The following is an 18,466-nucleotide window of genomic DNA, read 5'->3' on the forward strand; positions in this document are numbered from 1 at the left end:
GGTGATCTTGCCCCGAAGGTGGCTTTCGGGGACGTAGATGCCCCGAAGGTCACTTTCGGGGCATGAGCAGCGGCCGGTCAGATCATCGCCAGTGCCATGACGGCCATGCCGAGGCTCATCGCGCCTTCGGCCGCGAGGCCCGCGGTGCGCAGGTCCGGACGGTGGTCGGCGCGGCCGAGGTCGATCGCGCGAGCGAGCCAGCCGGTGCCCGCCACCAGGAACAGCACGGCGAGGATCCCGGCGACGATCGCGACGTGCGGTGGTGCGCTCCCGCTCATCGTCATCCCGTCGCCCATCGCCATCCCCGCGTGCTCCCCGCCGTGCTCCGGCGCGGACATCACCATGCCCGACATCGCCGACGGCATCATGAACACCATCCACGCCATGCCCGCCATCATCAGGGCGTGGTGCGCGTGCGCGGTGCCGCGGTGATCGTCGTGGTCGCCACTGCGCAGGATGAGCGCGCCCGCGAACCAGGCCGCCGCGGCGGCGAACAGGACGGTCTGCGGAATCCGCGCGAACGTCATCGCGGCGGGCCACGCCATGGCGACCATGCCCGCGCACATAATCACGTGCAGCACGTCGGAGACCCGGGCAGCCGGGGTGCCGTGCCGGAGGCACCGGTAACCGCAGAACGCGCCCGTCGCGACGAACACCGCGGTGAGGATCCAGCGCAGCCCGAGCTCGGCGATCACCGCGCCACCTCACGGTTGCGCAGGCCCAGCACCACGTCCAGGACGACGAAGCCGAGCAGGGAAACGCCGAGCACCGGCAGGAAGTAGCCGATCGCCGCCGTGGCGACGAGCACCGGTGCCAGCACCCGCCCCGGCACCCGTCGCCACGCCCCGCGTAGCGGTGGCCGCCCGAACCGGGTACTCCCCCGCGTCGGACGGCGGTGCCACCACATCCGGTATCCCCAGCACACCAGGAAGATGAGCCCCGCGGCGAGCACGGTGAGCGCGATCTGGTTCGCCAGCCCGAACAGCAGGCCCATGTGCGCGTCGATACCCCACCGGCTCAGTTTCGCGGCGAGCGGGTAGTCGTCGAACCGCAGCGTGTCGGTGACCCGCCCGGTGGCGGGGTCGACCGCCATCGAGTCCTGCTTCTCCGGCCAGCTGCGCTGGATCTGTTGCACCACATAGGCTTTACCGGCCTTGGTCGGCAGCTTGATCTCGACCGGGTCCGTCAGCCCCGCCCGCGCGGTCGCCTCCCGCACGGCCTGCGGCCCGACGTCGGCACCGGCGGCGGGCGGCACGGTCGCGGACACCGACGGCGTCGTCCAGTCCAAACCGGACCGGAGATCGCTGATGGTCGAGCCCGCGTGCGACGACCACGTCAGCCCGGTCGCGGACAGGAACAATAATCCGGCCGCCGCCCACAACCCCACGGTCCCGTGCCACGACAGCAGCCGCCCCCGCCCGGCCGCTTTCCGCGCCCGCCGCCGTCGGCCCAGCCACAGCGCGAGCCCGGCCAGCACGACCACCCAGAGCCAGCTCGCGGCCAGTTCGCTGTACAGGCGGCCAAAATCGCCGAGGTGGAGGTTGCGGTGCAGGGTGTCGAGCCACGCGCGCACCGGCAGCGCCTGGCCGGAGCCGTAGGTTTCGAGCGCACCGCGGATGTCTCCGGTGTGCGGGTCGACGAACACCGTGTGGTGGTAGCTCGGCGCGAGACCAGGCCGGTCGAAGACGACCTGCGTGGTGTCGGTGGCGGTCGGCGCCGGGCGCACCGCGGTCATCGTCCCGTCCGGGACCACCGCCCGCGCCAGCTCCGCCTGCCGGTCCAGCGGCAGCGCTCCCGGTGCCGCCGGGACGTGCAGTTCGCGGTCGTAGATCGCCTGCTCGAGTTGCGGCGTGTAGACGTAGGCGATGCCGGTGAGCGCGGCGATGATCAGGAACGGCCCGGCGAACACCCCCGCGTAGAAGTGCAGGCGCAGCAGCAACGGGCGCACCGCGGCCCAGCCCGTCACCGGCTCTCCGATTACGGCTTCTTCCCGTTCACTGATCGACATCGCGCTCCCCTTCGTCCCTCAAGGAGTCGGTTCGCGCTCGCGGAAGGTTCCCGGGGTGTCGGCGGTCACCGCAGGCGGCCGTCCTCGATCAGCACCGTCCGATCGGTCACGGCGTCGGTTGCCGCGCGGTCGTGCCCGATCATCAGCAACGCCGTCCCCCACCGCGCCGCCACTTCGGCCACCAGCCCCAGCACGTCGGCGGCGGTCACCGGGTCCAGTGCCGAAGTCACTTCGTCGCAGACGAGGAGCCGGGGCCGCGCGAGGAGTGCACGCGCGAGCGCGCACCGCTGCAGTTGCCCTCCCGACAAGGAACCCGGCCTCCGATCGACAACGGCCTCGACGCCGAGCGCGCGCACGACGTCCAGCGCTTCCGCCCTCGCCGCGGTTCCGTCCAGGCCGCGCAGGCGTCGCGCCGTGTCCGCGATCTGCCCCAGCACCGGGCGGAACTCGTCGAACGAGGCGCGTGTGTCCTGGTGGACGTACTGGATCGCGCGCAGCTGGCCTGTCGAACGACGCCGGACGCGCGACGGCAGCACGGCGCCGTCGAGTTCGACGGTCCCCGCGGACGGCACGGCGAGGCCGGCGAGCGCGCGGGCCACCGTGGTCTTGCCCGCGCCGGACGAGCCGACGAGCGCGGTCCTGCTCCCGGCGGGGAGCTCGAGATCCACGTCCTCGATCAGTGCCCTGCGCCCCGCGCGCACGGTGAGCCCGCGCGCGATCAGCATCGGTTCCGATGGCGCGGCGCTCGCGGTGGAAACGGGCCGAGCGCCGACGAGCGCCCGCGTCACCGGATGGACCGGCGCGGTCAGCACCTCGCGGGTCTCCCCCGCCTCCACCAACCGTCCTTCGTGGAGCACCGCGACCTCGTCGGCAACGTCGCGGACGAGCGCGAAATCGTGTGTCAGCACCAAAAACGCGACACCCTCACCCGTGAGCTCGCGGACCAAATCGGCGAACGCGCCGCGGGCCCCGAGGTGCAGAGCGCTCGTGGGTTCGTCCAGCACCAGCAGGCGCGGCCGCGTCACCAGCGCGGTCGCCAGTGCCATCCGCTGCTGCTGGCCGCCGGAAAGCTGGTGCGGGAACCGTCGCCATAGCCCGGCATCCAGTCCGGCCGCATCGAGCGCGGCGCGTCCCGCCGCTACGCGCGCAGCCCGCCCCCTGACACGCAGCGCGGCCAGCTCGGTGAGCACGGATCCGCAGCGGCGCCCCGGATCCAGCACGGCGGACGGCTGCTGCGGCAGATGCCCGACGACGCCCGCTCTCGCCCGCCTGAGGTCCACTGTGGACGATACGAGCAACTCCGCACCACCCAGCCGCACCGACCCGGTCAGCCGGACGCCGGGCCGCGACTGCCCCAGCGCGGCCAGCCCGAGCGTGGTCTTCCCCGCGCCCGACCCGCCTACGACGGCCACCACCCGGCCCGGCCGCAGGCCCAGCGTGATCCCGTCCAGCAGGACCGCCTCACCCGCGTGCGCGGACGCCTCCGTCAGGTCGAGCGCGTTCACGACGCCACTCGCTGCCGCGCGAGCATCTGGTCCGCCACGAGGTTCGTCCCGGCGCACAACGCCATCAGCAGTCCGGCAGGCACCAGCACGATCGACGGCTGGGAGTACAGCGCCTCGGTGTTCCGCTCGATGACCACGGCCCAGTCGGGGGAATCCGGCGGCAGGCCGAGGCCGAGGAAGTTCGCGGACGCCAGCAGGGCGAGCACCAGTCCGAGCCGGGTGCCCGCGTCCGTCACCACCGGGCCCGCGACGTGCCGCGCCACGTACCCGAGCTGCACGCGCCACCACGACTGCCCCTGCAGGTGCAGTGTTTCCACCGCGACCCGGCACCCCGGCGCCAGCGCGGCGGCGCGCACCAGCCGCGTCACCGCGGGCAGCTGGACGACGGCGACCGCGAGCACCAGCACGAGCGGGCCGCGGTGCCCCGTCGCCGCGAGCACCATGAGCACCAGCAGCGACGGGAACGCCAGCACCACGTCCAGCGTCCGCATGACCGCCTCGTCGGCGAGCCCGCGGCGCGCGGCGGCGAACAGGCCCAGCGGCACCCCCGCCAGGTAGGCCAGCACGAGCGCGGCCACCGTCAGCCCGAGCAACCCGGCCCCGCCCGAAAGGACGACCGCGAGCCCGTCCCTGCCGAGCACGTCGGTGCCCAGCGGGTGTTCCGGTCCCGGTGGGAGCAGCGGCGCGGCGACCGAACCCGTTTCGCCCGCGAACAGCGGGCCGCCGAGCGCGACGGCGAGCGGCACCACGAGGAGCACCCAGCCGAGGATCACCACGCGACCCGCTCCCGTCCCGGGGTGAGCCGGTGCGCGACGAGGTCGGCGGCGGTGTTGCCGAGCACGACCACCCCCGCGAACACCAGCACGTACCCCTGCACCTGCGGGATGTCGCGGTTCTGCACCGCTTCGACGAACCCGGTGCCGAGACCGGTCACGGCGAACAGCGATTCGACGATCACCGCACCGGTCAGCAGGCCCTCGACCGCGCGCGCGAGCTGCTGGACCGCGGGCGCCAGCGCGCCGGGCAGCACGTGCCGCAGCACCACGGTCCGCTCGCGAAGGCCCAGCAGCCGCAGGTGTTCCGCGACCTCGCCCGCGGTCTGCCCGGCCACCCCGATCCGGATCTGCCGGGCGAGATCGCACAGCTGCCGCGCCACCAGCACCGCGACCGGGAGCACGAGAACCTCCGGCCTGGCAAGGAGATCCGGCCCGCCCAGACCCGCTGCCGTCGCGGGGAGCAGTCCCGTGTGGACGGCGAACACGGCCAGCAGCACCATGCCCAGCACGAACTCCGGCACCGCGTGCAGGACCACCGAGAACGCGGTCAGCACGCGGTCCACCCTGGACCCTTCCCTCAGTCCACTGAGGACACCGGTGAGCAGCGCCAGCGGCACCAGTACGACGACCGTGAGCCCGGCCAGCAGCGCGGTGGCGGCGAACCGCCTGCCCAGTTCGTCGGCGACCGGCGTTCCGGTGACCAGCGAGCGCCCGAGATCGCCGGAAAACAGGCCGGTGAGCCAGTGCCCGAAGCGGTCGAGCAGCGGCTGGTCGAGGCCGAGCTGGTGCCGGACGACCGCGATCTGCTCGGCGGTGGCCTGATCGTTCAGCACCACCGAAGCCGCGTCGCCCGGCAACAGCGCCGTCAACCCGAACGACGCCACCAGGACGACCGCCGCCTGCACCAGCGCGAACCCGAGGCGCCGCGCCGGGTAACCGAGCACGTCAGGACAGCCGCACGCGGTCGAACCGGGCCCAGTCGAAGGTGTTCGGCGGCGCGGTGACCAGCCCGGACACCCGTTTCGCCGCGGCGATCGTCCAGGTGCTGAACCCCCAGGCCAGCAGCCCGCCCCGGTCGTGCGCGATCCGCTGCGCCTCGCCCAGCAGTCCCAGCCGCGCGGTTTCGTCCGCGGTGGCGGCAGCGCGGTCCATCAGCGCGTCGAACTCGGCGGAGGCGAACCCGGTGACGTTGTTGGACCCGCCGGTGCGGAAGCGCTGGTTCAGGAATGTCGCGACCGGCAGCGTGGCGGTGCGCGTGAGCGCGGCGACGCCCTTCGTCCTGGTCTCGGTGAAGTAGGTGCTCGCCGCGCGGGTGTTCGGTGTGGCGGTGAGCCCGATTTCCTTGAGCTGCTGGGAGATCAGCGTCGCCGCGGTCGCGAAGCAGGGGTCCACATCGCTGGTCTCCAGTGCGAACGCCAGCCCCTCGGCGCCCGCCTCGCGCACCAGTGCGCGCGCCCGGTCCACGTCCCGCGAGCGCTGCGGAATGTCCGCCGCGTACCCGCGCAGTCCCTTGCCGAACAGGTCGTTGCCGACTTCTCCCCGCCCGGCGAGCGCGACCCTGTTCAGCGCCTCTCTGTCCACTCCGGACAGGACGGCGGACACCAGCCGCGGATCGGAGAACGGCGGCTGCGAGAGTCGCAACGCCATGCCCTGCATGGTGGTGAGCTTGGCCTCCCCGAGCCAGACCTCGCTCTCCTTCGCCAGCCTCGCCGCGGTGCTCGCCGCCAAGTCGTGCGCGTAGTCGACCTGCCCGGACAGCAGCGCGTTCACCCGCGCCGCCTCGTTTTCCACCGGCACGAACTCCAGCTCTTCGAGCCCCGGCGCGCCTTCCCAGTACCCGTCCCACTTCCGGAACAACGCCGGGCCGCCGGGTGTGAAGGAGACGAACCGGAACGGGCCGGAGCCGACGGGCGCGGTGAACGACGTGGTCCCGGCGGGGACGATCTCGGTTCCCGGTGCGCCGAGCCCCGCCGGGAACTCGAAGTCCGGCGCGGTCAGCACCAGCACCAGCTCGGTCGGCGAAACCGCTTTGCTGGCACCGAAATCCACCTTCGCGAAGTACTGCCGCGACGACGAAGCGAGCGCGGGATCGGCGACGCGGCGCAGGCTGTACAGCACGTCGTCGGCGGTGACCTGCCTGCCGTCGTGGAACGACGCCTGCCGCAACCGGATGCGCCAGCGCGAGCCCGTCGCATCGCTTTCCCACGATTCGGCCAGCCGGGGGCGCAGCGACGTGTCGGCCTGGTAGGCGACGAGGGTGTCGAACAGCGCCTTCGACCGCGCCTGGTCCACGAACAGCGACACCAGTGCCGGATCGAGCGTCTCCTTCGAACCGCCCGCCGCGAACGCGACGCGCAACCGATTCGGGGCCGCGGACCCGGCTCCTCCGCACGCGGCCAACGGGGCGAGCGCCGCGGCGCCGAGCGCGCCCGCGAGCAGCCGCCGACGGGTGAATCCAGTGCGCACCATGCGGACCTCCGGGACTGCGAGCGCTGTCCCGGCGCCCCGCTGGACGCGGGAACGGGACCCCGCTCCGCGCTCCACGACAGTTGGGGTTGGCAGGCTCCCTGCGGGCAGTCCGGCTCACGGCGGCTACGGCCGTTCACGGTTGCGGGTCAGCGCCGGAGTCCCACCGGCTTCCCCCGTCGGGTGCCTTCTTCGGTTGTGCGGCCGGGCGAACCCGGCCGCCGCACACGGTAACCCATCGACGCCTCCGCACCGGCGCCGTGTGCTACACAGGACCAGATCGACGGGGCGGGAGGACGCGTGGACCAGGATCTGGCGGCACGGTGGGTGGCGCGGTGGGACACCCAGCAGGAGCGCTACATCGCCGACCGTGAGGAACGCTTCCGCGTCCTCATCGACGTCGTGGAGCACGTCACCGGCGATGCGGCCGAACCCTTCGTGCTCGATCTCGGCTGCGGGCCGGGGTCGACGGCGACCCGGCTGAGCGCACGGCTTCCGCACGCGCGGATCGTCGGCGTCGACAGCGACCCGTTCCTGCTGGCGCTCGCGCGCGCCAGCCGTCCCGAAGCCGCGAAGATCGACTACCGGCTGCTGGACCTCGCCGAAGACCGCTGGCACGATCCCGCGGTCCGCGGCCGCGAACTCGACGCCGCCGTCTCCACCACCGCGCTGCACTGGCTGCCGCCCGAGCGGCTCGCCGTCGTCTACCGGGACCTCGCCGAGGTCATGCGGCCCGGCGGCGTCCTGGTCAACGGCGACCACTTCTACGACGAGCAGCCGGGAATCCGCGCGCTGACCGCCGCGGTCAAGGAGCGCAGGGCCACCCGCGCCGGGGTGGACGGCAACGAGGACTGGAAGAGCTGGTGGGCGGCCGCCGCCGAGGACCCCGCGCTCCGCGCGATCTTCAGCGACGCCGAGCTCCGCGGCACCTCGACCGGCTACGGCAACCGGCTCAGCCAGCAGGCGCACGCGAAGATGCTGCTGGACGCGGGTTTCCGCGAGGTGGGCATGGTCTGGCAGTACGGCGACGACTACGTGCTCGCCGCACTGCGCTGACCGGTACGCTCCGCTGTGGACGTTCGGCGACGAAAGGTGGCAGTGGGGTGACCGGGGGCAGCGTCGAGGACAACCAGGCCCCGCCCGGTACGCAGGCGATCGGCCGGGCGCTGAGCGTGCTCAAGCTGCTCGCCGACGCCGACGGCGAACTTCCCGTCGCCCGCATCGCCGCCTCGCTCGGCCTGTCGTCGGGGACCGCGAACCGCGTGGTGCGCGCGCTGCAGGCGGGCGGGCTGGTCGCGCACAACCCGCGCACGGACAGTTTCTACCTCGGCACCGGCACCATCCTGCTCGGGCAGTCCGCGCAACGCGGGTTCGGGCTCGACCGCGCACTGCCCGTGCTGGAACAGCTCGGCGCGGAAACCGAGGAATCGGTGAACCTGACCGTCCGCGACGGTGACGAGTCCGTGGTGATGCTGCGGGTGCAGTCCACCCTGCCGCTGCGCTTCGAACAGCACACCGGCGCGCGCTTTCCCTTGTACGCCACCGCTTCCGGCAAGGCGATCCTCGCGTACTCGCCGGACGCGGAACGCTATCTCGAAGCCCTGCCCGATGACCTCCCGCCGTTGACCGAGCGGACGCTGGCCACCCCGGGACAGCTCGCCGACCAGCTCGCCCAGGTACGGCGCCGGGGCTACAGCCTCGACGAGGAGGAGAACGTCGCGGGCGTGCGCTGCGTCGGCGCCCCGGTGCTCGACTCCGACCAGCGCGCGCAGGCAGCGCTCGTGCTGCAGGTGCCGACCGTCCGGATGCCGCCCGCGCGCGTCCGCGAACTCGGGGCGCTCGTCATCACCGCGGCGAAGGAGATCGCCCAGTTCGTGCCGATCGACCGGTTCCTGTCCCGCTGACGCCGAGCGCCCGCGCCACCAGGGTGGCCAGGTGGACCGGTTCGGCGTCGGTCAGCTGCCTGATCTGCGTGCGGCAGCTGAACCCGTCGGCGTGGATCGCGGTACCGGGCGCCGCCTCGCGCACGGCGGGCAGCAGCTCGTGTTCCGCGCATGCCACCGACACGTCGTAGTGACCGCGTTCGAAACCGAAGTTCCCGGCGAGCCCGCAACATCCGCCGTCGAGGACGTCGACCTCGGTGGACACCTTGCCCAGCACCGCGCGGTCGGCGTCGTAGCCGAGATCGGCGTGCTGGTGGCAGTGCACCTGGCTGAGCACCGGTTGTGGCTGCGCCAGACCGGCGAGTTCGTCAGCGCCGTCGACGAGTTCGGCGAAGGTGCGGGTGAGCGCGGCCAGTTTCGCCACCCTCGGATCGTCCGGCAGGAGTTCGGCCGCGTCCCGCCGCAACATCGCCGTGCAGCTGGGTTCCAGGCCGATCACTTCGATCCCGCGGTCGAGCCACGGTTCCAAGACGTCGAGAGTGTTTTCCAGCCGACGTCGCGCCGGTGCGAGCTGGCCCGTGCTGTACCACGTCAGTCCACAGCAGACTGGACGCTCCGGCAGGTGGACCTCGTAGCCCAGCGCTTCCAGCACCGCGACCGCGTCCTTGCCCGCTTCCGGGTCGAAGTGGTTCGTGAACGTGTCCGGCCACAGCACCACCGGACGGCCGCCGGACCGCGCGGTGGTGCGGCTCCCCCACCAGTTCCGCAACGTGCGCGGCGCCAGTGCGGGGATCGACCGCTCCGCCGCCACGCCACCGAACCGCTTCAGCAGCGGCGCGAGCCGGGATCGCATGACCGCGTTGATGAGACGGGGTGCGCGGGCGCCCCAGCGCAGCCACCTCGGTAGCGCGCCCATCCCGTAGTGCGACATCGGGCGCGGCCGGTTTTCGTAGTGCCTGCTGAGGAATTCGACCTTGTAGCTGGCCATGTCCACGCCGACCGGGCAGTCGGTCTTGCACGCCTTGCAGCCGAGGCACAGATCGAGCGCATCCTTGACCTCGGGTGCGCGCCACCCGTCTTCGACGACATCACCCGCGAGCATTTCGAACAGCAGCCTCGCCCTGCCGCGCGTCGAGTTCTTCTCCTCGCCGGTGGCCCGGTAGCTCGGGCACATCATCCCGCCCGAGGCGGTCACGCACTTGCCGACGCCGACGCACCGGCGCGACGCGGCCGCGAGGTCACCGTCGTCGGCGTGCAGGGCGAGTTTCGCGCGCGTCGGCAGTACCGCGGGCGCGACGAGCACCCGCAGATCGGCATCCATCGGCGCGGGATCGACGATCCGGTTCGGGTTCATCAACCCCGCCGGGTCGAAGGCCGCCTTGAACGCGCCGAACGCGCTCATGATCCGCGGCGGGAACATCTTCGGCAGCAGTTCCGCCCGCGCCTGGCCGTCACCGTGCTCGCCGGACAGCGAACCGCCGTGGGCGACGACCAGATCCGCCGCCTCGGTCAGGAACGCGCGGTACCGGCGGCGCGCATCCGGCGCGGTGAACGGGAAATCGATCCGCACGTGCAGACAGCCGTCGCCGAAGTGGCCGTACACCATGCCTTGCCTGCCGTGCGCGTCCATCAGCTTTTCGAACGCGCGCAGGTACTCGCCGAGCCGCTCGGGCGGCACCGCCGCGTCCTCCCAGCCCGACCACGCCTCGGATCCGTCGGCGAGCCGGGTCGCGAGCCCGGCGCCTTCCTCCCGGATCCGCCACAGCGCGCGCTGCCGCGCCGGTTCCGTGACGACCGCGGTGCTCGCGCCCGCCTTCGCCCCGGCGGCGGCGACGAGCCGCGCGTGTTCCGCCGCTTCCGCCGGCGAATCGCCGCCGGTTTCCAGGTACAGCCAAGCACCGCCGGAGGGCAGATCGGTGCCGGTCGCGGAACCGGGCCTGCGCGCGGCCAACGCCTCGACGAGCCTGCCGTCGATGCCTTCCATCGTCAGCACCGGCAGGCCGAGCAGCGCGGGCACGGCGTCCGCGGCCGTGACGTTGTCGGGGAAGCCGAGCACCGCGAGCGCGCGGACGGCGGGCGCGCGGGAAAGCTCCACGGTCGCGTCCAGGATCGTCGCGCAGGTACCCTCCGAACCGACCAGCGCCCGCGCCACGTCGAACCCGTTCTCGGGCAGCAGCGAGTCCAGGTTGTACCCGGAGACCCGCCTTGTCAGCGAAGGAAAAGACCGCCGGATCTCGTCGGCTCCGGAATCGACGAGCGCGCCGAGATCCCGGTACAGCGCGCCGATCCGGTCGTCACGGGCCTTCAGCCGCGCGAGTTCGTCAGCCGGGGTCTTCCCGACTTCGAGCACGGTCCCGTCGTGCAGCGCGATCCGCATCGACCGGACGTTGTCGACCGTCTTGCCCCACGCCACCGAATGCGACCCGCACGCGTTGTTGCCGATCATCCCGCCGAGCGTGCACCGGCTGTGCGTCGAGGGGTCGGGCCCGAAGGTGAGGCCGTGGCCGGATGCCCGCTCCCGCAACGCATCGAGCACGATTCCCGGTTGGACACGGGCGAGCGCGCGGTCGGCGTCGATCTCGAGCACTTCGTTGAGGTGCTTGGTGAAGTCCAGTACGACCGCGACGTTCGCGGCCTGCCCGCCGATGCTCGTGCCCGCCCCGCGTGGCAGCACCGGCACGTCGCGTTCCGCGCACACCGCGAGCGCGGCCAGCACGTCCTCCTCGGTACGCGGGGTGACGACCGCGAGCGGTACGTGACGGTAGTTGGACGCGTCGGTGGAAAACATCGCGCGAGCGGCCGTGCCGAAGTCGACGCGGCCACTGATCGCGGCGGTCAACGCGCGCTCGAGTTCGTCGGTTTCGCTTGCTGTGGCGGCCAAATCCCGGCTCCCGTCTGGTCTGAAAATCCGGCCGGGCGAAAACCCGGGCTTTACGGCAGCGGCTCCCTCACCTACCGTTCCTGCCACATAGTGGTAGCCACTCCCACATAGTGTCAACGATTGGAGCCGTCGATGGTGCCGGAGATCCATCCGAACGAGAGCGTCTTCACCTGGGCCGCCCCGCCGCTGAAGTTCGGCGCGGGCGCACTCGACGAGATCGGCGGTGAAGCGGCCGCGACCGGCGCGACCTCGGTCCTCGTCCTCACCGATCCCGGAGTGCGGGAAACCGGGATCCCCGACCGGGTCCGCGAGACCCTTCTCGCCGCCGGGCTGAAGGCGGAGATCTACGACGGCGTCGCGGTGGAACCCACCGACGAGAGCATCGCCGAAGCCGTCGAGTTCGCCCGCCAGCGGGAGTGGGACTGCTTCGTGGCGATCGGCGGCGGGTCCGCAATGGACACCGCGAAAGCGGTCAACCTGCTCACCACCCACCCCGGCGAGCTGCTGGACTTCGTGACACCGCCGATCGGCGGCGGGAAAGCGCCGTGGCTGCCGGTCAAGCCCCTCATCGCGGTCCCGACCACGGCGGGCACCGGCTCGGAGTCCACCACGATCTGCGTGATCGACTTCCTCGGCCTGCACCTCAAGGCCGGGGTGAGCCACCCGAGGCTGCGGCCGTCGCTGGCGGTCGTCGACCCGAGGACGCTGCTGACCCTGCCCCCGCAGGTGACCGCGGCCAGCGGCATGGACGTGCTGTCCCACGCGCTGGAGAGCTACACCGCGATCCGCTACGACGCCAAGGCCGCGCCGGAGAACCCGATGCGCAGGCCCGCGTTCTGCGGCTCGAACCCGATCAGCGACGTGTGGTGCGAAATGGCGCTCAAGCTCGTCGGCGAGAACCTGCGCGCCGCCGTCTGCAATGGACGCGATCTCCAGGCACGCACGCAGATGGCGCTGGCGTCGACCTACGCGGGAACGGGATTCGGCAACGCGGGCACGCATCTGCCGCACGCCAACGCCTACCCGGTCGCGGGCGCGGTCAAGCAGTACCGCGCCGAGGGCTACCCCGAGATGCCGATGGTGCCGCACGGCCAGGCGGTCTCGGCGACGGCGGCCGCGGTGTTCCGCTGGACCTACCCCGCCGATCCCGCACGCCACCTGCGTGCGGCGGAACTGCTCTCCGGCCGCACGTTCACCAAGACCGACGGTGCCGAGGCGCTCGCGAGCGTGCTCACCGAGCTGATGACCGACATCGGCATGCCGTCCGGGTTGCGCAGCTTCGGCTACACCGAAGAAGACGTGCCCGAGCTCGTCGACGGGACGCTCAAGCAGACACGCCAGCTCGCGGTGGTCCCCCGCCCGCTCGACCGGTCCGCGGCCGAGCAGATCTTCCTGCAGTCCCTGTGACCGACACCTTGGAGGAGCACGGGTATGACCGGCAACGAAAGCACCGACCGTCGTGAGCTCCGCACCGTCGTGGCGTCCAGCGTCATCGGGACCACGGTCGAGTGGTATGACTTCTTCCTCTACGGCACCGCCGCCGGGATCGTGTTCAACAAGTTCTACTTCCCCAGTGACGATCCCCTAGTAGGCACGCTCCTGTCGTTCGCGACCTTCGCGCTCGGCTTCATCGCGCGGCCGATCGGCGGGCTGATCTTCGGCCACATCGGCGACCGCGTCGGGCGCAAGCGGACGCTCATCGCGACCATGCTGATCATGGGGCTGGCGACCTGCGCGATCGGGCTCATCCCCACCTACGACACGATCGGCGTGGCCGCGCCGATCATCCTCGTGCTCCTGCGGCTCGCACAGGGCGTCGCCATCGGCGGCGAATGGGGCGGCGCCGTGCTGATGGCGGTGGAGTACGCGCCCAAGGGCAAACGCGGGTTCTACGGGAGCTTCCCGCAGATGGGACTCGCGCTCGGGCTCATGCTGGGCACCGGGGTCTTCGCCGGGCTGAACTCGCTGATGCCCAGCGACGCCTTCCTGACGTGGGGTTGGCGGATCGCGTTCGAACTGTCCGCGATCCTGGTGCTGGTCGGCATGGTCATCCGGCTGAAGGTCATCGAGACGCCCGCCTTCCGCAAGATGGAAGAGCACGAGGCGAAGGCGACGGTGCCCGCGCTCGAACTCGCCAAGGACCGGCGCTCACGGCGCCACGTCCTGCTCGGCATGGGCAGCAGGTTGCACGAGGGCATCGCGTTCAACACCTGGGCGGTCTTCTCGATCTCCTACGGCACCGGCACGATCGGGATGAGCCGCCAGCCGCTGCTGCTGGGCGTGATGGCGGCCGCGGCGGTGATGCTGGTGTTCATCCCGGTGTTCGGCCGCGCGTCCGACCGCTTCGGGCGGCGGCAGGTGTTCGCCATCGGCGCGATCCTCACCGGGGTCGCGGCGTACCCGGCGCTCGCGTCGCTCGGCACCGCCAAGCCGGTGCTCGTCGCGGTGTCACTGGTCGTGGTGCTCGGCGTCTGCTACCCGATCATGTACGGGCCGCAGGCGGCGTTCTACGCCGAGCTGTTCCCCACCCCGGTCCGCTGCACGGGGATTTCCTTCGTGTACCAGTTCTCCGGCATCTTCGCCTCCGGGATGACGCCGTTGATCCTGGCGTGGCTCGTCGGCGCGGCGGGCGGCGGCTACGGCCTCGTGCTGGCCTACGTGCTCGTCGCGACGGTGGTGAGCACGGCCTGCACGCTGGCCATCCGGAAACGGGATCTGATCACCGAGGAAGTCGAAGCGGGCGAAGTCCCCGGTGCGCTTCGGGTTTCCCCGGCCTGACGCCGTTCAGAGGGCGGGCGGCGTGCCTTCGGGTGCGTCGCCCGCCGCCTGCGTGGCGCTGATCAGGGCCATCACCTCGATGTCCCGCGCGGAGCAGCCCCGCGAAAGATCGTTGAGCGGCAAGCGAAGGCCCTGCAGCACGGGCCCGAGCGCGGTCGCGCCGCCGAACCGCTCGGCGATCTTGTACCCGATGTTGCCCGCGTCGAGGTTGGGGAAGACGACGATGTTCGCGTGCCCGGCGATCGCCGAACCCGGTGCCTTCGCGGCACCGACCGCACCCACCACGGCGGCGTCGAACTGAAGCTCGCCGTCGACCGCGAGGCCGGGCGCCCGCTCGCGCACCAGTTCGGTCGCGGCGCGCACCTTGTCGACGCTGGCGTGCGCCGCGCTCCCCTGCGTCGAGAACGACAGCATGGCGATACGGGGCTCGTCCGGGGTCAGCGCCCCGAACGATCCCGCCGTCGCGATCGCGATGTCCGCGAGCTGACCGGCGTCCGGATCCGGCAGCACCGCGCAGTCGGCGAACGCCAGCACCCGTCCGTCGGCGAGCAGCATCAGGAAGAAGCTGCTCACGCTGCCCGCGCCCGGTCGCACACCGACGATCCGCAGGCCGGTGCGCAGCACGTCGGCGGTCGGCCGGGTGGCACCCGCGACGCACGCGTCGAACACGCCCGCCCGCAGCCCGGCACCGGCGAGGGCGAGCGGATCCTGTTGCGCGGCAAGGAGATCAGCGGGCTTCCGCCCGGCCAGTGCCGAAGCCAGGGTCTCGCGCACATCGGCGGCCAGCGCGGTGGCGTCGACCACCAGGTCACCGGGCAGGGCGACCCCTTCGGCGGCCGCGGCCGCCCGGATTTCCGCGCCGTCCCCGACCAGGCACGGGCGCAGCACCCCCTGCTCGTGCAACCGGAGCGCCGCGGTGATCACCCTCGGGTCGGCGCCGTCCGGCAGCGCGACGCGCATCCCCAGCCCGTCGATCCGTCGCGACCACGCGGAGAGCAGCTCCGCGGCAGCGTCCACACCGGACTCGGCTGCGAGTTCCATGGTCACCTCCAAGGCGTACTTCCACAGTATAGAAGTTACTTCCACAAATTGAAGAGTCTGCGAGCGATCGCACAGTGCGCGGACCGGGCGGTAAGCTACTTCCAACATGTGACAGGGGAGGTCCGGATGAGTCCCAAGCCCGAGGAGGGTCGCGTGGCCGGCGCGCAGACGGTGGCCAGGGCGTTCGCCGTGCTCCGCCTGTTCCGCGACCACGGGGGCGATCTCGGCGTCGGCGCGGTCGCGAAGGAACTGGGGCTGAACCTCAGCACCGCGCACCGCATCGTCCGCGCGCTCGTCGCCGAGGACTTCCTCGCGCAGAACGCGGAGAACGAGCGCTACTACCTCGGCACCGGCGCGCTGCTCCTCGGCCAGGCCGCGCACCACAACTTCGGCCTCGACGTGGTGTACCCGGTCCTGCAGGAACTGGCCGCGAGCACCGGCGAATCGGTCAACCTCGGTGTGCTGGCCGGTGATGCCGCGGTCGTCGTCGAGCGCATCGAATCCACCCAGCCGCTGCGCTTCACCCAGCCGCCGGGCACCAGGGTCCCGCTGCACGCGTCGTCCATGGGCAAAGCGCTGCTCGCCTTCAACGGCGAGGTGGAGCGCCGGGTCCTGAAGGGTGTCACCCGGCTCGAACGCGTCGCCGCGAAGACCCACGCCACCGCCAAGAGCCTGCGCTCGGACCTGGTGGAAACCAGGGCGCGCGGCTGGAGCACCGACGACGAGGAATCGACCGTCGGCGTCCGCTGCGTCGGCGCGCCGATCTGCGACGACGCGGGCGTGGCCAGGGCCGCGATCGCGGTGCAGGCGCCCGCGGTCCGGATGCCCGACGACCGGTTCGGCAAGCTCGGACCCCAGGTTTCCGCCGCGGCCAAGGAGATCTCCGCGCTCCTGCCGCCAGGGCACAGCTTCTGAGCGCTGCCATGGCTGAGGGCGAAACGAACGGCAAGGTCACCGGCACCCAGACGATCGCGAGGGCGCTGGCCGTGCTCCGCGTGCTCCGGGACACCGACGGCGACGCCGGAATCACCGAGATCGCCCGCGCGCTCGGCCTGAACACGAGCACCGTCCACCGCATCGCGAAGGCGCTGGTTTCCGCCGGGTACGTGGCGCGCAACGACCAGACCGAGCGGTACCGGCTCGGCCGCGAAGCGTTCCTGCTCGGCCGCGCCGCCGAGCGCACGCTCGGGTTCGACGCGGCCGAACCGCTGCTCGAACGCCTCGCGGCGGACACCGGCGAATCGGTCAACCTGGTGGTCCGCGACGGCGACGAGGGCCTGGTCGTACTGCGGGTCGAATCGGCGCAGCCGCTGCGCTTCACCCAGCCCGTCGGCGCGCGGGTACCGCTCTACTGCACGAGCACCGGAAAGGTCCTGCTGGCGTACGCCACCGACCTCGACGCCGAGATCGCGCGGCTCGGCGACCTGGCGAAGCTCACCGACACCACGATCACCGCACCGGCGGACCTGCGCCGCGATCTGGACCTGACCCGGCGCCAGGGGTTCGCCGTCAACCGGGGTGAACGCGTGCCCGGCGTCTGCGGCGTCGCCGCGCCGGTGCTCGACACCGACGGTGCCGCGATGGCCGCGGTGGCCATCCAGGGACCGGAGTTCCGGATGCCCGCCGACCGGATCCCCGAACTCGCGTCGCTCGCCGTCGACGTGGCGCGCGAGGTCACCGCGGCCATCCCGCACGGCTACCTCATCTGAACCGGCAGCTTGTTCGCCGGATCGACGCGCAGCGAAACGAGTCCGCCGACGGCGAGCAGCCCGGCGGAAACGGCGAACGGCAGGACCCAGCTGCCGCCGCGGTCGACCAGGAAACCGAACACCGCGGGCGAGAGCACCCCTGCGAGGCCGAAGCCCGTGTTCATCAGCCCGCCCGCGGTACCGGCGTGGTCCGGCGCGACGTCCATCGGGATCGACCACAGCACGGGATTCGTCAGCTCCAGGAAGAAGAACGCGAGCGCGAGGCACACCGTCACGACCCCGAGGCTGTGCACGAAGAGCGTCGGCAGGATGAACCCGAACGAGCCGAGCAGACCCACCACGAGGACCGAGCGCCTGGCGATGCGCAGGCTGCCGGTCCGCCGGAGCAGGGCGTCGGACACCATGCCGCCCACCATGTCCCCGACCACGCCGGCGCACAGCACGAGCGCGCTGAACAACGCGAACTGCTGGAGCTGCAACCCGTAGCTGCCCGCGAAGAACGACGGGATCCAGGTGAGGTACACCCACAGCATCCAGCCGTAGGTGAAGTCCACAAAGGTCAGCGGGAGGATCCGTCGCAGCAGCGGGCCCCACGGCACGGGCGGCCGTTCGTCGGCGCGCTGGTCCGCGGACAGCTCGCCGAGTTCCGTCTCCGTCATCTTCGGGTGGTCCGCAGGGCGGTCCCGGTAGGTGCGCGCCCACAGCACCGTCCACCCGAGACTGATCACCCCGAGCACCCAGAACGCGGCGCGCCAGTCGAACAGCGCGATCAGCCCGGCGACCGCCAGCGGGGCGATCGCGTTGCCGAGCCTGGCGAACGCGTGCGTGATCCCTTGGCCGAACCCGCGTTGGTCGGCGGGCAGCCAGCGCGACATCGCCTGGGTGGCACCGGGGAACGCGGCACCCTCCCCGAACCCGAGCGCGAGCCTCGCCGCGAACAGGGTCACCATGCCGCTGGCGAATCCGGTGGCCACAGTGGACAGACCCCACACCACGCCGACCGCGCACAGCAGCTTGCGCGGCCCGTACCGGTCGGCGAGGAAACCGCCGAACACCTGGAAGAACGCGTACGGGATGGCGAACGCGGACAGCACAAGACCGAGCTGGGTGTTGGACAGCGACAGGTCGTGGCGAATATGAGGCGCCGCCGTGGAGATGTTCACCCGGTCCAGGTATGTGATGAAGTACATCCCGCACAGCAGGAGCAGGACCCGGCCGCGCACGCGGCCTCGGCAGGCGCGCAACGGTCCCGTGGCGGCCGTACGCGCGGGGGCAGTGGATCGGGACGGGATTCGAAGGGGCATTCGGTGCACCGCCTGTCCGGACGCGGCACGCGGTGACCGGCACCGGGCGCCAGGGGATTCCACTAATTGGAAGCGGATTCCAACGAAGGTAGGTCGGGCATCGCGGTGTGTCAAC

At 71.8% G+C, this 18,466-nt stretch carries 15 protein-coding genes; 6 read left to right on the forward strand and 9 right to left on the reverse strand.

The genetic code is table 11. The features are described from left to right. Positions 1-77 precede the first annotated feature (77 nt). From HUW46_RS44035 to HUW46_RS44060, 6 genes are all read right to left on the reverse strand, one after another. Positions 78-695, reverse strand: coding sequence for a DUF5134 domain-containing protein (locus tag HUW46_RS44035; RefSeq protein WP_215544569.1), 618 nt, complete (start codon positions 693-695; stop codon positions 78-80). Then, the gene (locus tag HUW46_RS44040) at positions 692-2,008 is read right to left on the reverse strand and encodes a PepSY-associated TM helix domain-containing protein (RefSeq protein WP_215544570.1); all 1,317 of its coding nucleotides are present in this window, start codon (positions 2,006-2,008) and stop codon (positions 692-694) included. The genes HUW46_RS44035 and HUW46_RS44040 overlap by 4 nt, the downstream gene beginning before the upstream one ends. Positions 2,009-2,073: 65 nt before the next feature. Next, positions 2,074-3,513, reverse strand: coding sequence for an ABC transporter ATP-binding protein (locus HUW46_RS44045; protein WP_215544571.1), 1,440 nt, complete (start codon positions 3,511-3,513; stop codon positions 2,074-2,076). After that, a complete protein-coding gene (locus tag HUW46_RS44050) occupies positions 3,510-4,283 on the reverse strand; it encodes an ABC transporter permease (RefSeq protein ID WP_215550473.1) in 774 nt (257 codons plus the stop codon). The genes HUW46_RS44045 and HUW46_RS44050 overlap by 4 nt, the downstream gene beginning before the upstream one ends. Next, the gene (locus HUW46_RS44055; RefSeq protein WP_215544572.1) at positions 4,283-5,233 is read right to left on the reverse strand and encodes an ABC transporter permease; all 951 of its coding nucleotides are present in this window, start codon (positions 5,231-5,233) and stop codon (positions 4,283-4,285) included. Before HUW46_RS44055 ends, HUW46_RS44050 begins: the two co-directional genes overlap by 1 nt. A gap of 1 nt (position 5,234) precedes the next feature. Then, positions 5,235-6,758: an ABC transporter substrate-binding protein gene (locus tag HUW46_RS44060; RefSeq protein WP_215544573.1), complete on the reverse strand. Its 1,524-nt coding sequence runs from the start codon at positions 6,756-6,758 to the stop codon at positions 5,235-5,237. A 297-nt stretch (positions 6,759-7,055) separates the two neighbouring features. On the opposite strand from HUW46_RS44060, the gene HUW46_RS44065 reads away from it, so the two are divergent. Both HUW46_RS44065 and HUW46_RS44070 read left to right on the forward strand, forming a co-directional pair. After that, positions 7,056-7,811, forward strand: coding sequence for a class I SAM-dependent methyltransferase (locus HUW46_RS44065; protein ID WP_215544574.1), 756 nt, complete (start codon positions 7,056-7,058; stop codon positions 7,809-7,811). 47 nt (positions 7,812-7,858) lie between these two features. After that, complete coding sequence (locus tag HUW46_RS44070) at positions 7,859-8,659, forward strand: IclR family transcriptional regulator (RefSeq protein WP_215544575.1); 801 nt, start codon at positions 7,859-7,861, stop codon at positions 8,657-8,659. Here HUW46_RS44070 and HUW46_RS44075 read toward each other — a convergent pair. Further along, positions 8,601-11,519 (reverse strand): FAD-binding and (Fe-S)-binding domain-containing protein, encoded by a 2,919-nt coding sequence (locus tag HUW46_RS44075; RefSeq protein WP_254125555.1) that lies wholly within the window; start codon positions 11,517-11,519, stop codon positions 8,601-8,603. The genes HUW46_RS44070 and HUW46_RS44075 overlap by 59 nt on opposite strands. 132 nt (positions 11,520-11,651) lie before the next feature. Here HUW46_RS44075 and HUW46_RS44080 point away from each other — a divergent pair, with 132 nt between their 5' ends. Both HUW46_RS44080 and HUW46_RS44085 read left to right on the forward strand, forming a co-directional pair. Further along, the gene (locus HUW46_RS44080) at positions 11,652-12,926 is read left to right on the forward strand and encodes a hydroxyacid-oxoacid transhydrogenase (protein ID WP_215544577.1); all 1,275 of its coding nucleotides are present in this window, start codon (positions 11,652-11,654) and stop codon (positions 12,924-12,926) included. Between the two features lie 24 nt (positions 12,927-12,950). After that, positions 12,951-14,297, forward strand: coding sequence for an MFS transporter (locus HUW46_RS44085; protein WP_215544578.1), 1,347 nt, complete (start codon positions 12,951-12,953; stop codon positions 14,295-14,297). Positions 14,298-14,303: 6 nt separating this feature from the next. Here HUW46_RS44085 and HUW46_RS44090 read toward each other — a convergent pair whose 3' ends face one another. Beyond that, positions 14,304-15,338, reverse strand: a complete 1,035-nt coding sequence (locus HUW46_RS44090; RefSeq protein ID WP_215544579.1) for a phosphotransacetylase — start codon at positions 15,336-15,338, stop codon at positions 14,304-14,306. Between the two features lie 126 nt (positions 15,339-15,464). Here HUW46_RS44090 and HUW46_RS44095 point away from each other — a divergent pair, with 126 nt between their 5' ends. Continuing rightward, entirely contained in the window at positions 15,465-16,253 is a 789-nt protein-coding gene (locus HUW46_RS44095) for an IclR family transcriptional regulator (protein WP_215544580.1), read from the forward strand. Positions 16,254-16,261: 8 nt separating this feature from the next. Further along, positions 16,262-17,047 carry an IclR family transcriptional regulator gene (locus HUW46_RS44100; protein WP_215544581.1) on the forward strand — a complete coding sequence of 262 codons (786 nt, stop codon included), beginning with the start codon at positions 16,262-16,264 and terminating at the stop codon, positions 17,045-17,047. Here the strand turns inward: HUW46_RS44100 and HUW46_RS44105 are convergent. Continuing rightward, complete coding sequence (locus HUW46_RS44105) at positions 17,035-18,270, reverse strand: MFS transporter (RefSeq protein WP_254125557.1); 1,236 nt, start codon at positions 18,268-18,270, stop codon at positions 17,035-17,037. The genes HUW46_RS44100 and HUW46_RS44105 overlap by 13 nt on opposite strands. Positions 18,271-18,466 lie beyond the last annotated feature (196 nt).

The organism is Amycolatopsis sp. CA-230715 (genome assembly GCF_018736145.1).
GTDB lineage: Bacteria > Actinomycetota > Actinomycetes > Mycobacteriales > Pseudonocardiaceae > Amycolatopsis.

What these genes read in the sequence shown, in the direction of transcription:
- HUW46_RS44040 (WP_215544570.1), bottom strand. Translation starts at nt 2,008, where the DNA reads ATGTCGATCAGTGAACGGGAAGAAGCCGTAATCGGAGAGCCGGTGACG.
- HUW46_RS44080 (WP_215544577.1), top strand. Translation starts at nt 11,652, where the DNA reads ATGGTGCCGGAGATCCATCCGAACGAGAGCGTCTTCACCTGGGCCGCC.
- HUW46_RS44095 (WP_215544580.1), top strand. Translation starts at nt 15,465, where the DNA reads ATGAGTCCCAAGCCCGAGGAGGGTCGCGTGGCCGGCGCGCAGACGGTG.
- HUW46_RS44090 (WP_215544579.1), bottom strand. Translation starts at nt 15,338, where the DNA reads ATGGAACTCGCAGCCGAGTCCGGTGTGGACGCTGCCGCGGAGCTGCTC.
- HUW46_RS44060 (WP_215544573.1), bottom strand. Translation starts at nt 6,758, where the DNA reads ATGGTGCGCACTGGATTCACCCGTCGGCGGCTGCTCGCGGGCGCGCTC.
- HUW46_RS44085 (WP_215544578.1), top strand. Translation starts at nt 12,951, where the DNA reads ATGACCGGCAACGAAAGCACCGACCGTCGTGAGCTCCGCACCGTCGTG.
- HUW46_RS44100 (WP_215544581.1), top strand. Translation starts at nt 16,262, where the DNA reads ATGGCTGAGGGCGAAACGAACGGCAAGGTCACCGGCACCCAGACGATC.